10 protein-coding genes are annotated in these 13630 nt (G+C 66.3%); 7 read left to right on the top strand and 3 right to left on the bottom strand.

The genetic code is table 11. The features are described from left to right. The first annotated feature begins 158 nt into the window (after positions 1-158). Positions 159-605, top strand: a complete 447-nt coding sequence (locus HH310_RS19765) for a hypothetical protein (RefSeq protein WP_312034217.1) — start codon at positions 159-161, stop codon at positions 603-605. Between the two features lie 53 nt (positions 606-658). Next, positions 659-3238: a lipopolysaccharide assembly protein LapB gene (locus HH310_RS19760; protein ID WP_169177056.1), complete on the top strand. Its 2580-nt coding sequence runs from the start codon at positions 659-661 to the stop codon at positions 3236-3238. 367 nt (positions 3239-3605) lie between these two features. Here HH310_RS19760 and HH310_RS19755 read toward each other — a convergent pair whose 3' ends face one another. Further along, a complete protein-coding gene (locus HH310_RS19755) occupies positions 3606-4610 on the bottom strand; it encodes a hypothetical protein (RefSeq protein WP_169177055.1) in 1005 nt (334 codons plus the stop codon). Positions 4611-4977: 367 nt separating this feature from the next. Here HH310_RS19755 and HH310_RS19750 point away from each other — a divergent pair, with 367 nt between their 5' ends. Together HH310_RS19750 and HH310_RS19745 are read left to right on the top strand one after the other, a co-directional pair. After that, on the top strand, positions 4978-6138 hold the full coding sequence (locus HH310_RS19750) for a site-specific integrase (RefSeq protein ID WP_169177054.1): 1161 nt from the start codon (positions 4978-4980) through the stop codon (positions 6136-6138). Positions 6139-6723: 585 nt separating this feature from the next. After that, complete coding sequence (locus HH310_RS19745) at positions 6724-6984, top strand: CHAT domain-containing protein (RefSeq protein ID WP_169177134.1); 261 nt, start codon at positions 6724-6726, stop codon at positions 6982-6984. Between the two features lie 74 nt (positions 6985-7058). On the opposite strand, the gene HH310_RS19740 is transcribed toward HH310_RS19745, so the two are convergent. Further along, on the bottom strand, positions 7059-8165 hold the full coding sequence (locus HH310_RS19740; RefSeq protein ID WP_169177053.1) for an alanine--glyoxylate aminotransferase family protein: 1107 nt from the start codon (positions 8163-8165) through the stop codon (positions 7059-7061). 235 nt (positions 8166-8400) lie between these two features. Here HH310_RS19740 and HH310_RS19735 point away from each other — a divergent pair, with 235 nt between their 5' ends. From HH310_RS19735 to HH310_RS19725, 3 genes are all read left to right on the top strand, one after another. Continuing rightward, entirely contained in the window at positions 8401-8898 is a 498-nt protein-coding gene (locus HH310_RS19735) for a MarR family winged helix-turn-helix transcriptional regulator (protein WP_169177052.1), read from the top strand. Between the two features lie 87 nt (positions 8899-8985). After that, complete coding sequence (locus HH310_RS19730) at positions 8986-10155, top strand: CE1758 family FMN-dependent luciferase-like monooxygenase (protein ID WP_169177051.1); 1170 nt, start codon at positions 8986-8988, stop codon at positions 10153-10155. Continuing rightward, the gene (locus tag HH310_RS19725) at positions 10152-10835 is read left to right on the top strand and encodes a CE1759 family FMN reductase (protein WP_169177050.1); all 684 of its coding nucleotides are present in this window, start codon (positions 10152-10154) and stop codon (positions 10833-10835) included. Before HH310_RS19730 ends, HH310_RS19725 begins: the two co-directional genes overlap by 4 nt. Positions 10836-11022: 187 nt before the next feature. On the opposite strand, the gene HH310_RS19720 is transcribed toward HH310_RS19725, so the two are convergent. Then, the gene (locus HH310_RS19720; protein ID WP_169177049.1) at positions 11023-13626 is read right to left on the bottom strand and encodes a hypothetical protein; all 2604 of its coding nucleotides are present in this window, start codon (positions 13624-13626) and stop codon (positions 11023-11025) included. Between the last annotated feature and the right edge of the window lie 4 nt (positions 13627-13630).

The following is a 13630-nucleotide window of genomic DNA, read 5'->3' as shown; positions in this document are numbered from 1 at the left end:
TACCGCAGAGCTGCCCGAATCCATTCGCGGGCAAGGGCGCGGTGCTCACATCCGTAACCATCGACCCGTTACCTTGAATTCCTCCGCTCCAACCCTGAGCGCCGACAACGCGTCTGCCTCAGCGCAGGACGTAGCGTCATGGGGACAGGGTGGGGTACGTGCTCAAGACGACGTCGATGTCCGATCAGGGGAGTTACACGATGGCGGCGATAGATGTGATCACGACAGCACTGGCCGCGGGAGCCGGCGCCGGTCTGAAGGGAACCGCATCGGACGTCATCCGTGACGCATACGCCACGCTAAAATCGCTGATTAAACATCATTTCAAGGACGACGACGCCGCCGCAAAGGCGATAGAGGCAGACGAGATCGAGCCCGGCGTTTGGCGTGCACGCATCGGCGGAGCGCTGACCCTCTCGGGGGCCGTTGACGATCAAGAGCTCCTGACAGCCGCAAGGCAGCTACTCGCTGCGGCGGACCCTGCCACGGCACGAACGTTCAACATCGAAGTGGGCACCAACCACGGAGCCATCGGCGAGTTTCATGCACCCGTGACGTTCAGTCAGGCTCCGCCGGTCCCCCCAGCGGGGCCGGCAGCGAACTAAGGGCACCCGCTGCCGGCTCCGCCGAGCCGCCCACCTTCGCGAATTCCGGTATCGTGGCTGGCTACATCGGCTCGCTCAACGTCCAAAGCCCGACGCCGAACGCCGCACGACCGACGCATCACTCGGCGGCGCCAACACGCATAGGAAAGCCGATCCCAAGCTGTGACCCGCTCGAGCTTGAAGTTCACCGAGCCATCACGCTCGCCGGACACGATGCGCCCGGACCCGTGCTGCCTCCCTATGTGCTGCGCGCACACGACGCCAAGCTAGACGAAGTCGCCGCGCATGCGACTGGCGGAAAGAGCCGGATGACTACACTGGTCGGTGGCTCGTCGACGGGCAAAACGCGGGCTTACTGGGAGTTGCTCCAACGCATCGAGGGTCACCAGCCGGGCCGGTGGTACGTGTGGCACCCTTACGACCCGACCCGCCCCGAAGCCGCCCTCGCCGCGCTCAAATCGGTCGGCCCCAACACAATCATCTGGCTAAACGAGGCCCAACTCTACTTGGCACCGCCGGACCCGAGACTCGGTGAAAGGATCGCCGCCGGACTGCGTACTTTACTTCACGACCAAGCTCGCGAACCGCTGCTTATCCTGGCCACACTCTGGCCCGAGCACTGGGCCAGCTTGACTAACCGGCCCGACCCACGTCAGCCAGACCCGCACGCACAGAGCCGCGAGGTACTGGCCGGTACCGAAATCGACGTACCTATCGCATTCGCACCCGCGGACCTCGCAAGGCTTCAGAAGGCGGATGATCCGCGGCTGCAGGAAGCCGCCCAGCACAGCGACAACGGCCGGATTACCCAGTTCCTTGCTGGCAGCCCCGAGCTACTACAGCGCTACTACCATGCACCGCCAGCGGCGCGTGCGATCATCGATGTTGCAATCGACGCCCGCAGGCTCGGCCACCCACCCGCAATCCCTCGCGCCCTACTTGAACAGGCCAGTCCGGACTATCTCGACGACCACGATTGGGATTCGCTCGAGGACACCTGGCTAGAGCAAGCCCTTACTTACGCTGCATCCTCCTGCCACGGCACCCGGGGTCCGGTCACTCCTATCCGCCCCCGCCCGAGCGAAATTGCGCCAGCTGCCCTGACGCCAACCTACCGCCTTGCCGACTACCTTGAACAAGTCGGCCGCCGTGAACGCGCTCATTTGTTCCCGCCGTCAGCGTTTTGGGATACCTTGGCGGCCGTTGTCGACGACCCGGAAGTTCTTGAAAGTCTCGCAGAGGCTGCAAGGGCACGCGGGCGGTTCAGTCGCGCGGAACAGATGTACAAGGCAGCCACTGAAAAGGGGAGCGTCTCGGCACTGGTTGAACTAGCCAGGCTACGGGAAGGCGTCGGCGACGCGACTGGAGCTGAGGCGCTCTACCGCGAAGCCGCAGAACTCGGGAACACCACAGCTCTTACCCATCTCGCTGAATCCCTAGACCGTGTCGGCGACGCTGCTGGCGCTGCGTTGCAGTTGCGCAGAGCCGCTGACCTCGGCGATGCCTCCGCGCTCATCCTCCTCGCGAACCTCCGAGAACGTGAGGGTGATGCCGCTGCGGCTGAAGCACTCGCGTTGCAGGCGGCCGACCACGGCAATCTCTTTGCTCTCCTGGTCCTTGCACAGGCTCGCGATCGAGCTGGCAACACAACGGATGCTGAGGATCTCTACCGGCAAGCGGCCGAACGTGGAAGCGGGACCGCGCTTCTCCACCTCGCGATGCGTTGTGAGGACGCGGGTAATACCGGCCGGGCAGATGAACTCGTCCAGTCGGCATGCGAGCGCGGCGACGTCTCTGCCATCGCACGCCTCGCGGAGCGTCGGGAACGGCGGGGAGATGCCGCCGGCGCCGAACGGCTATACCGGAAAGCCGCCGACATCGGAGATGCCTATGCTCTCGGTCGCCTTGCCGAGCATGCATTGTGGACTGGCGACACTGCTGGCGCGACGGCCTTGGCCGAGCAGGCGGCTGATCGCGGCGACTCCCACGTCCTCGCTCGTCTCGCCCACAGATTGGAACAGAGCGGCGACCGAGAAGGCGCCAAAACACTCTATTCCCGAGCAATCCAGCGTGGTGAGACCGCCGCTATTGTTCGTTTGGTCATGTTGCACGAACGGGATCGGGACTTGTCAGGCGCTGAGGACCTCGCCAAACAAGACGCCGACCGTGGTGACGCCCGCGCGCTCCTCCGACTGGCCAAGCATCGCGAAGAGGCCGGCAACCTCACTAGCGCCGAATTACTTTACCGATACGCCGCCGACAGTGGCGACAGCTCTGGGCTTGTCAGCCTCGCCGAGCAACAAGAACGTAGCGGCAACATCGCCGCTGCCGAGAAGCTCTACCTCCAAGCCCATGAAAGCGGAGACATCTCAGCCCTTGGTCATCTTGCCCTACTGCGGGAGAAATCCGGGGATACCGCGGGCGCCGAGGCGGTCGTATGGCAACAGTCCGGAAGGGGCGTCTCGTTTGCGTTTGAAAGCCTAGCGAGAAGTAGGGAGGAGGACGGCGACATCGCAGGCACTGAAAGGCTCTATCTAGGTGCCATCAATCGCGGGTACGTCGGCGCAACTGAATCTCTCGCCGAATTTAGAAAACGTACAGGCGGCGTAGCACGGCCAAATACTTCATTGTAAGCGACGGCAAGACCGCGCAAGGCCGCCCGAGTCGCAGCAGGAACTTCGCAGATTATCCGAGTCCTGAGTCCCCGGCTCGCCGTGCATTAGCAGACCTTCATCCCAGTTGGGAATTAGAGAGCAGCATCATCGCACTGGAGGGCGAACTGGTTCGGCCCCAGCCCGACCAGGGGATCGTCCGCACGTAAATGGAGCGGGCTAAGAATGCGCTGGTTTCGGGAGCTGGTTCCCAGTTGGGTCTTCTGCTCGCGACGCACATAAAGATGGTGACGGCTTCACTGGGCGTGCCGATTGAACTTTAGACGGCCGATCAACGCCTATCGGCCAGATCAACCTGGAGTGTCCGTTGCTGGTGGCAGCAGGACCTTCAGGCGGTGGGCTTGTTGAACGGTTTGCCGAGGGCGATGCCGCGGAAGGCGTCGATCTCGCGGATGTGGGCGTCGTGTACGTACGGCACGAGGGCTGTCTCTGAGGCGTGTAGGCAGGCTGGGTAGCCGACTTCGTGCAGTGGGTGTCCGGCTGGCGGGGCGGGGCTAAGCGGATCCCAGCCGATTAGTGCGCAGACTTCTTGGGCGGTGCGGCGGGCGTAGGGGCGGGCGAGCGCCCATAGCGGTTCGGCGTACATCGACCGGAGGCTCCACAGGTCGCTGCGGTCGGGGACCTTTGGCGCGGGTGTGCCGGGCAGTTCGGCGGCGGCGAGTTTGTCGAGCCGGTTTCGCAGGCTGTCTCGGCGGCCGGCGATCGGTGCGTTGTCGGCGAGGGCGTTCTCGGCGAGGCTGGTCGCGCCGCCGTCGTCGTCCGGGACGCCCAGGCCGGCAGCGTTGATTGCGGTGGTGACGTGGTCGTCGAAGTCGCGCCAGAACTGGAATGAGCCGATGCCGCAGGGCCACCAGTCGAGGTAGCTGTCTTTGTCGGTGATCGGGGTGCGGTCGGTGAACAGGGCGGCGATTTGCGGGAATCCGGTGGAGGTGAACCAGTCGGCCAGTTCGACGCGGCCGAGCCAGTCGGCGAGCCGCCACCAGGCGTCGCGTTTGACCCGGGAGCTCGCGGCTGGCACGGCGAGCTGGAGCACGAGCGGCCGGAGGTCGTCGGCGACGGCGTCGTAGAGGTCGATGCCCCAGGCCTCGAGGACGGGGGAGTGGTGGAAGTCGTCGGTGTGGAGTCCGATCGGAAGGCTCAGGGCTTCGGCGTACGCGGTGGTGAAGGGGTGCGCGTCTTGAGTGTCGTGGTCGGAGTCGTCGAGCACGACCAGGCGGCCGGTGAGGGTGCGGTGGATCGGGACATTGAGTTTGCCGGACTTCGCCCAGTTGTAGGCGGTGCGCCGGGGGATGCCGTTGCGATCGGCCCATTGGGACAGTGGTATCGGCGTCATGAGCCGACGATGGCACAGATAGCACAGTGCCATCCATGAAAGTTGTGCCAATTGTGCCAACCGATCGAACCGGCATAGCGGCTATAGCGGGCATCGCTGTCAGCGGACAGAACCCGATCAGTCGTTCGATCGCCCGGGAACTGCAGCTGAGCGACGATGTCGACTGCGTAGAGGGCCGGGCAAGTCTTTCGTTCCTGCCGTGACCCACGACGGCGACCCTAGGCTGCTCCCTTCCACCGGTGCGGTTCCGGTCGCTTCCCGATCGAGTGATATCGACATCTGCGGGTCGCCCTTCCCGGGCCGGCTCGTTGCTCAAGATGAAGGTTCCTCTTATCTGGGAGCCATGACTGGAGCGGAGGTGCGGACGATGTCCGATACCGATGCGATTGTTCAAGATCCGGTGACAGGGTCGTTCGGGTTCCGGCTGGAGATAGGCCGCGACCATGGTGGGATCCGGATGCAGGCCAGGCGGACGGGTTTCGTGACGGAGCGGGCCGCGACCATCGAGTACGACCGGTTGTGCCGGCAGCGGGACGCCCGGCATCCGAAACCGCGGCTCAGTGACAGCGTGCAGAGTATCTGTGAAGGCTGGGTGCTGTCGCGGGAGCAGGAGCTCGAGCCGAACACGGTGTACGGCTACCGGTGGCTGCTCGGCCTGATCTACCCGTACGTCGGTGGTGTGCGAGCCTCGAGGCTCAGCGCCCGAATGGTCGAACGCGCCTACCGGGAGCTTGAAGGATGCGGCTACTCCCGTACCACCCTGCGAACGCTGAATCTGGTGCTGGCCAAGGCGTTCTCGGGACAGGTCGGCCGGACGCTGGGTGTGCGTAAGCCGCGCGAGAGCGACAAGGAACGACCGGTTTGGTCGCTCGTTGAGGCGTGGCGTTTCTGTGACCACGTCGGCGCTGATCGTCTGTACCCGTTGTGGCGGCTGCTTCTGGTGACTGGCCTACGGCGTGGTGAGCTGTGCGGTCTTCGCTGCGGTAACCTCGAGCTGCTGCAAGGCACGCTGACCGTGCGGCGCCAACTGGTCGTCGAAGATCCTGGAAGCCGAGTTCGGGCGAAGCCGCCGAAGTCGCACAACGGTGTACGCACGCTGGTCCTTGACCCAGGGACGCTCGGCCTGCTCGGGCCGGTCGCGGCGGGGCCGGCGTCGCGCTATTTGTTCGCCGGCCGCTGGGGCCAGCCGATTCGACCGGATAACCTGACCGACCGATTCAACCAGCTGGCCGTGGCCGCGAAGGTCCGGCCGATCGGCCCACACCAGATCCGGCACCTGATCGCGTCGACGCTGCTGGATGCCGGCTATGGCGTCCACGAAGTCGCGGAGCGGCTCGGCCATGATCCGGCCACGCTCATGCGCTACTACACGCGGGTCAGCGCGGCCAGACGTCTGGAGGCCACGGACAGGATCGCCGAACTGATGACAGCGCCCGGAATCCCGCCAAAGGCACCGCGGAACTGGGCAGGCTGCACCACGAGTCTTCTCCCCGAGGCGGGTACCTCTGCGAAGGCGCGCACCGGCTGACGCTCGAATCTTGTGTTTCTAGGCGCGGGTGCCGTAAAAGACTGACCCTAAGATTCGGGCGCATGCGCTGGACACCCTCGGCACTGTCCCGGCCCGGTTGGGCGTCGACGGAATCGAGCAAAAGAGGCTTCTGAAGAATGGTCGACAACGCGATTGAGCCCTCATGGAAATCGGCGGAAGTATTCTTCCTTAAAGAAGAATCCGTGTCGTGGAACCGGCTGCCGAGTCAGGGGTCGCTCCCGCCGGCGGTTTAGCACGCCGCTCGTTGGTCTCAATTAGCCAGCTGGCGAGCACGTAAACACTGGTAAGTGTCCGGGAGAACACCTTTGAGGGAAGCCGAGCAGCAAAACCGCTGGTAGGGAGATTTTGCTGGGTTCATCGAGAGGCAGCTGGTCGCGACACCTTTACTCGGCCTGATATGCTTCTCGGTGACCTGGCAAAACGTTGTTGAGCACGTCGCTGGACCTTTCATGTCCTGGGGGTCAAGGGGTCGCAGGTTCAAATCCTGTCAGCCCGACTTTTCTGACCGGCGGATATTCCTTTTTAGGAATGTCTGCCGGTCTGTTTTAGGGGTAATGTGGTCGCCTGAGCGAGACGATCCCGGACGAGGCGATCCACATCTCCACGGCGTTCCAGCTCGCCGGGTACGTGTCCGTCGTCGCCATCCTGTGGCAGGTGGTCGACCGGGTCGCGACGACGTTCGCGGCCGAGGTTTGTCGCCGGCTGACCACGTCCGGCGCCACCGCAGACATCGCCCAGGTCGTCCACGAGATTACGGCTGAACAGCGGACGGCCTATCGCGGCACCCCGTCGCTCTGGGCGGCTCGCATCTATTCGGGTGTTTGAGCTTTGCCTTTCGCGGCTTCCGACCGAGACGCTGAGTACCCTGATCCGGACACCCGGGGAAGGGCCGAAGTTGATTACGACGCCCACGCCGCGGTGGCGGCGCGGACGCCCGCGCCGATGTCCACCGGTTGCCCGGCCTCATCCATTACGGCGGCGTAGGCGGCCAGGCCGGTGAGCACCGCGGGGTAGGTGGCTCGCTGTGCCGTGTGGTTCAGCCGTACGAGACGATTGGCCGCGGTGCCGACGGCTGTAGTGACCGAGGGATCGAGTGCCCGCAAACCTCTGAGGAAATCGGCCGCCGCCATTCCGTCCGGCACGGGAAGGGCCGTCACCAGCGTGAGAGCGTCGTCATCTGCGGCCGGCCACGGCTCGACGCCCAAGGCCCGCAGTCCGGCCCTGGCCGCCGTCGAAGCCCGCCGATGCCGGCTGATGCGGGCGTCCACGCCTTCGGCCTCGAGCTCGTCGAGCGCTGCCGACAGCGCCCAGAACGCCAGCGGGTCGGGCATACCAGGCAGCGCGCCGCGGCCGGTGTCGAGCCAGGCCCGTTTGAGGTCCAGCAACGACAGCGTCGTCGGCACGTTGTGGCGGGGCCTGCGGGCTCGTTCGGCGGCGGCCAATGCCCGCCAGCCCGCGGTGCTCACCGCGACGGCCGACAACGACGCGGGCCCACCGAGGCCCTTCTGCGGGCCGATCACCACGATGGCGGCATCCCAGTCGTCCGCGCGCACGGGGTGGCCGCCGACGGTCGCGACCGCGTCGACCACCAGCAGAGCCCCGGCCTGGCGTGCGGCCTCGGCGATGGCCTCGATCGGATTGAGGATTCCGGTGGCGGCCTCGCCATGCACGACGGCCACCAAGTCGAATGAGGCGCCCGCGAGCGCTTCGCGCACCGCCGCGGCCCGAACCGGCGCGCCCTCCTCGGCAATGATGGTGACGACCTCGGCCCCGCCCCGGGTGAGCCAGTCGCCGAAGAGCCGGCCGTACGGGCTGGTCACGATGTTGAGCGCGGATACGCCAGGAGCGGCCAATTCGGCGGCTGCGCTCTCCAGCGCGACAATCGCCTCACCTTGCACGAAGACGACGTCATGCTCGGTGCCGAGCAGCGGCGCGAGGCGGTCGGCCAACCGGGCGTAACCGTCGGTGGGGAACTGCGGGACGGCAGCCAGCGGATTCCAGCTCATCGTTTGCCTCCACGGAGGGGCGGTACGCGATCTCGCGCAGCAGGGGCCGACCAGGCGCCGCGACCGCACCCGCCGCTTCAACTCGGTCCGCGAGACTAATGCCGATTCCGCGGTGAACGTTGTCTTTGTCACCAAGGTCATGCGGCGCGGTTTGTCCGGATTCGGCGGCGGCGCGGTGTGAGACGAGGGACAGCCGCATAGCGGTTGACATGTCAATTACGGTGATAGGGTTGACATGTCAATCCGGGAGGCAGTGGTGACGCAGGAGAAGCGACGAGTGTTACCGACGCGTGAGCAGTTGCGTGTCTGGCGCGACTACATCGAGACGGCGGAGGTGCTGCGGGTTCTCCTGGCCGGGCGGCTGCAGAGTGAGGCGTCACTGTCGTCAGGTGACTATCAGGTGCTGCTCGCGCTGAGCGAGGCCGAGCACCGGAGGCTGAGATCCTCGACTCTGGCGTCGCAGATCGGGTGGGAACGCAGCCGGTTGTCACATCACCTGGGACGGATGGAGCAGCGCGGGCTGGTCCGGCGGGCCGTCTGTGCCGACGATGTGCACGGCATCGATGTGATCATGACGGAGTCGGGTGCGGAGACCTTCCGCGCCGCCACCGTGCCGCACCTGCGTGCCGTCCGCGAGTTGTTCGTCGACGCGCTCACGGACAGCCACTTGTCCCAGGTCGAAGAGGTGACCAACGCGCTGCGACGCCATCTGGCCCTCGAGCCGGGGAACTGATTACTGACTTTCTCGCAAGCGACCGCGCGCTCCGGCTCTCATGCACCCGCACGGTCCTTCACCGCATCATCAGTGGAAGGACCTCTCATGCAGTTCGGCATTTTCGGTGTCGGCGACATCGCACCCGACCCGACCACCGGCATCCCCCGTTCGGAAGGGCAGCGCATCCAGGACGTCATCCGGGTCGCGAAAGCCGCCGACGAACTGGGCCTGGACGTTTTCGCAACCGGCGAGCACCACAACCCGCCCTTCGTGGCGTCCAGCCCGCCCGCTCTGCTGGGCTACCTGGCGGCGGAGACCCGGCAGATCCTCCTGTCCACCTCGGTCACCCTGATCACCACCAACGACCCGGTGAAGATAGCCGAGGACTACGCGTTCGTGCAGCACCTCGCCAAGGGGCGGGTGGATCTCATGCTGGGCCGCGGCAACACCGTGCCGGTCTACCCGTGGTTCGGCCAGGACATCCGCCAGGGCATCCCGCTCGCTCTGGAGAACTACAACCTGCTGCACCGGCTGTGGCGCGAGGACGTGGTGGACTGGGAGGGCAACTTCCGGACCCCGTTGCAGGGGTTCACCGCGACGCCGCGGCCGCTGGACGGAATCGCGCCGTTCGTGTGGCACGGTGCCATCCGCACCCCGGAGATCGCCGAGCAGGCCGCCTTCTACGGCAACGGCTACTTCGCCAACCACGTCCTTGCCCCGAACTTCCACTTCAAGCCGCTCGTCGACTTCTACCGGCAGCGCTTCGAGCATTACGGGCACGGCCGGGCCCAGGATGCGATCGTCGGGCTCGGCGGGCAGGCCTTCATCGCCAAGCGGTCCCAGGATGCCTTCGACCGGTTCCGGCCGTACTTCGAGGGCTACCCGATGTTCCAGGGCAGCAAGCTGGAACAGTTCGCCGAGGCCACCCCGCTGTCGGTCGGCTCGCCTCAGGAAGTGATCGACAAAACCCTCACCTTCCAGGAAGGCTTCGGTGACTACCAGCGGCAACTGTGGGCCCTCGACCTCGGCTCGATGCCGGTGGAGATCGCACTGGAACAGGTCGAGTTGCTGGCCACCGAGGTCGTACCCGTCCTGCGCAAGGAGATGGGTTCCCGCCGGGCGCCCGGTGTCCCGGACGCGCCGACCCACGCCTCCCTGGTGCGCGCGGCCTACGGCGACGCCGAGACACGCCAGGCGCGGCCCCGGCCCAACCGTGGAGACAACACCTCCGGACCGCTGCCCTACCTGGACAGCGCCGAGAAGTCCGCCGCATGAGCCTCGGTGAAGCCCCCGTGCAGGTCGTGGCGGTCAGCGCCGGCACCAGCGAACCGTCCACCACGCGAATGCTCGCCGACCGGGCCGCTCAGGCCGTGGTCACCCGCCTGCGGGACAGCGGCCGCAACGCCGCTGTCCGGGTGATCGAACTCGCCCCGATCGCTGCGGAGATCGCGCAGACGCTGGTCAGCGGCCTCCCGGCGGCGGCCGTCCAGGAGGCGATCGGGCACCTCGCCGCCGCCGACGCTCTCGTCGTCTCCACGCCGGTCTACAAGGCCGCGCTCAGCGGACTGTTCAAGTCGTTCATCGACGTGCTCGACGACGATCTGCTGATCGCCAAGCCCGTCCTGCTGGCGGCGACGGCGGGATCGGCCCGCCACGCCATGGTGGCCGACGACCACCTGCGGCCGTTGTTCGCGTTCCTGCGCGCCATCCCCGCGCCGACGTCACTGTTCGCCGCTCCCGAGGACTGGGGAGCGGCGGACTTGTCCAAACGCGTCGACCGCGCGGCCGGTGAGCTGGCCGCGCTGATCGCCAGCGGCGTCGGCCGCGACATCGCCGACGCCGGCTGGGCCGCTTACCAGCACACCTTCGGCGGAAACGCGACCCGGGCGCAGCGTACGGGCAAGGATGTCGACCTGGACAGCGATCTCATGCGCCTGGCCCGCGGCGAAGCCTGACCCATCGCTCCTGGCCCGGGCGTTCCTGTTCGGCCGGAATGAGAGGCTGAGCCACCGGGCCCAGCTTTGTGAACTGAGGTAGTCCGCACCGCCTCCGGAGACGCGCGGCCCGGCCGGAGGCGGTGCGAGCGCGAGGTCGAGCCACGACGGCTCGACGCCCCGCGCGGCCCGAGGATGCCGGCTCTCGTCAGAATTCGTCGCCGCGTGGTGGCGGGTTCGTCACGGTGCCGAGCGGCTGTGGGGTCGGGGGCGGGCCGGGGGACGGCACGCTAGCTGCCGGCAGCGACGCGACCACTGCCTGGTCGACGCCCTCGGGGCCGACGTCCAGGTCGGCGCCCGGGTCGATGTTGACGTCGGGCACGTCCGGCACCGAATCCGGCTTCGCGCCGAAGTCGCGGATCAGCGCCGGCCTGATCATCTGCCGCAGGCCCGCGCCGGTGAGGAAGAACCGCGTCCACAGCGCGGCGACGGCCTCGTCTCGGGCCGGACCCGGTTCGGCCTTCCGCGCCGCGTCGTAGAGCGCGCCGAGGTTCTTCGGAAGCTGCCCAGCCTCGATCAGCGACGCGCAGCCCTCGGAGAGGATCTGGGTGAGCAACTGTGCGTCAGCGGTGGCGGCCAGCTTGATGACCTGGGCCTCTTTCACGCAGTCGCGGCGGGTCTTGGGAGGGGTCTTGGACCAAAACACGTCGTCGTCGCGGATCAGCTTGCGCGCCTCCTCGACGAGGTCCCACTCGCCACGGAAGCCGCGCTGTTCGGAGGTCTTGTCGGCCACCTCCATCTGGCCGATCCATTCCGTCACACGCTTGCGCGTCTCTTCGGGGCTGAGCACTTCACCCATCTCGACGAAGCGCACCATGTCCCGGAACTTGTCCCAGTGCTGCAGGATCTCGCGCATCTCGGCCAGGGTGATGACCTCCTGGAACGGGTGATACTTGTCCGCGTTCTTCGGATCCTCCTCCAGCGCCTGGAGGTAGGTGTTGATCTGCGCGGTCTTGTATTTCTTGTAGTTGGTGACGTCGCTCATGTTGATGCCGTCGAGGCAGTAGTACAGCGGCTTCGGGGGGTCCTGGGACAGCGACCACCAGATGCCGGTCTTGCAGGCGTACGAGGGCAGCAGCTTGCCTTGATCCTTGCCCATCACGGCAGGCTTCTCCAGGTACTTGGCGTACGGCGGTCGTTTGGACAGGAACTTCAGATAGCTACGGCTGACCTCGATGAAGTTCTTGACGTACGGATCCTCCTTCATCCCGGCGTACTGCGGGTTGCCGGAACGGATGCCCTCGCGAACCACCTTGGCCGCCTCGTCGAGCTGCTTCTCGATCGTCGCGTCCGGGTTCTTGATGAGATCGACATACGTGTCCGGGTTGAGGATCGGCTGGATCACTTCCCACATGTCGAGCATCCGCAGCGGCTGCTGTCCATGGCCGGTGTCGCGGGCGGCTTGCACGTACGGGAGGCGGACGTCCTCGAAGCCCCAGATCGTCCCGGGGAACGCCTTGAACATCTCCACCATGCGCGAACGCTCGACCTGGTCGTAGTCCAGCAGGAGTTTCGGCGGGCTCGGCAGTGCGAGGAGCCTTTCGACGAGGAGCTTCGCCCCGCGCACCTTCTCGGCGTCGGTCACCGACGACTCCTCGGGCGTGTCGAGCTTCTTGATCGATTTGAGGTATTTGCCGAGCAGGTGGGTGATCGGCTGGACATAGCCGGTCCAGACACCTTCGCGTTTCACCCCGTCGTACGCCCGTGCCGACTTCGTGGGATCGACGCCGTCGTTGAGGAGGGCGGCGATGCGTCCGTAGTCGCGGTTGTTCCACAGCAGGTTGATGCCGCGGGCGGCGAGCTCGGTCCCGGCACGGTTCCACTCGGCGGTGCTGATGGTGCCGAAGATCCACTTGTACATCGCGGAGCCGATCCCCGCCGTGTTCTCCATCCAGTAGTTGCGCACCGCGGCACAGGCGATCGGCCCGTGGTCCTCACCGAGGGCCCCGAGCTTCTCGTAGAAGTACGTCGACTTCAGGTTGAGCTTCTTGACCATGGCAGGGTCGTCGGCCAGGCGGCTGGCCGACGACAGCATGTCGACGATGAGGTCCTCGCCCTTGGGCCGCAGTGCCGCCACAGCCGTGGGGGTGCACGCGGCCTCGAGAAGGACGAAGGCCAGATGAGCGCGCGTCTCGCGGGACAATTCCGAGTCGGCCGGCGCGGTCTTGCCGGTGAGGAAGGACAGGACCGAGCGGAAGAACTCCGGGTCGTCCGCCGCCATCTGCGGCAGGTCGGGGCGAAGGAACTGCCGGGACAGGAAGTGCGCCAAGAGTTCGTAGCGCTCGGCTTTCGTCAGCCGGTTCATGTTGGGACTCTTGAGCTGGTCGTAGAACTGTTTGCTGGCGCTGACGTCGGCCTTCGCCGCGAAGGTGTCCATCTCGACCTTGAACTGCTCCAGCACGGCCGTGCGCTGCGCTCCTTCCAAGCCGGTCATATCGCCGTCGAGCGTGCGCAGCCGGCTGGTCGGCGACGTGCGGGCCACGGGGCGGCTGGGCTCCGCGTCGCGCCGGGTGAGCACTGGCGGCTTCGGCGGCGCAGGCGGCCCGGGTTTGCGGAAGGGCGGGGGCGGGGCCTGTGAAGGCGGTGGAGGCGGCATCTCCGGGTCGGTCCCGGGCAGGGCCCCATCATCGACCGGGGGAGGATCGGCCGGCGGATGCTCGGCCGGCGGATGCGTCGGCGCCGGATCGGTATCCTGCGGCGGCTTCGGCTTGACCTTCGTCTTCGAACCGCGTCGAGTCGTCAAACTGGTCATCGTC

The sequence above is a fragment of the Actinoplanes sp. TBRC 11911 genome (assembly GCF_012933445.1).
Lineage (GTDB): Bacteria > Actinomycetota > Actinomycetes > Mycobacteriales > Micromonosporaceae > Actinoplanes.
This window is presented reverse-complemented; position numbering and strand designations above follow the sequence as displayed.

Excerpts from the sequence above, each read along its gene's own strand:
- HH310_RS19755 (WP_169177055.1), bottom strand. The coding sequence starts at position 4,610 with ATGACGCCGATACCACTGTCCCAATGGGCCGATCGCAACGGCATCCCC.
- HH310_RS19720 (WP_169177049.1), bottom strand. The coding sequence starts at position 13,626 with ATGACCAGTTTGACGACTCGACGCGGTTCGAAGACGAAGGTCAAGCCG.
- HH310_RS19730 (WP_169177051.1), top strand. The coding sequence starts at position 8,986 with ATGCAGTTCGGCATTTTCGGTGTCGGCGACATCGCACCCGACCCGACC.
- HH310_RS19750 (WP_169177054.1), top strand. The coding sequence starts at position 4,978 with ATGTCCGATACCGATGCGATTGTTCAAGATCCGGTGACAGGGTCGTTC.
- HH310_RS19740 (WP_169177053.1), bottom strand. The coding sequence starts at position 8,165 with ATGAGCTGGAATCCGCTGGCTGCCGTCCCGCAGTTCCCCACCGACGGT.
- HH310_RS19735 (WP_169177052.1), top strand. The coding sequence starts at position 8,401 with ATGTCAATCCGGGAGGCAGTGGTGACGCAGGAGAAGCGACGAGTGTTA.
- HH310_RS19725 (WP_169177050.1), top strand. The coding sequence starts at position 10,152 with ATGAGCCTCGGTGAAGCCCCCGTGCAGGTCGTGGCGGTCAGCGCCGGC.